1 protein-coding gene is annotated in these 546 nt (G+C 59.5%); it reads left to right on the plus strand.

What is annotated here, in order from left to right:
• Positions 1 to 276: 276 nt before the first annotated feature.
• The coding region (locus tag GHO25_RS25740; RefSeq protein ID WP_178110255.1) for a MobA/MobL family protein at positions 277 to 546 on the plus strand (270 nt) is incomplete at its 3' end.

Consider the following 546-nt stretch of genomic DNA (forward strand, 5'->3'; position numbering starts at 1 on the left):
ATGCTGGGCCGCATTGAGCAGCAGGCCGCCGAGAATGATCTTTTGCCCGTTCTCGAGCTGACGGCTTTGCTGCCGAAGTCGATTTAGCTTGGCTTCAGCTTCTGCGATTTTTTGCTCTATGGTTTGTGCCATTTTCCGGCCTCACTCAGATATGTCGTGGTACGATAACACGCAGCAAGAGAGCGAAGCGAAAGCAGCAAGTGCGCACTTACGACTCGTACCGAGTCAGCGCGCCCTGCGGGGCAAAAGCAAAAATCAGAATAAGGAGCAAAGGCCATCGCCATCTACCACGCAACCACGAAGCCGATAGCACGCAGCGCGGGACGGTCAGCCGTCGCCGCTGCTGCCTATCGTTCGGGTTCCGAGTTGGTCGATGAACGCACCGGCCTTGTCCATGACTACACCCGGAAAGGGGGTGTAGTTTCGGCCGAAATCATCGCGCCGGATGGCGGCAGTGCCGAGCGCGGCGCGCTGTGGAATGCCGCCGAACTGGCCGAGAACCGGAAGGATTCGCGGACGGCCCGCGAATGGATCGTGGCCCTGCCT

Source organism: Pseudomonas sp. FSL R10-1350 (genome assembly GCF_009600525.1).
Classification (GTDB): domain Bacteria; phylum Pseudomonadota; class Gammaproteobacteria; order Pseudomonadales; family Pseudomonadaceae; genus Aquipseudomonas; species Aquipseudomonas helleri.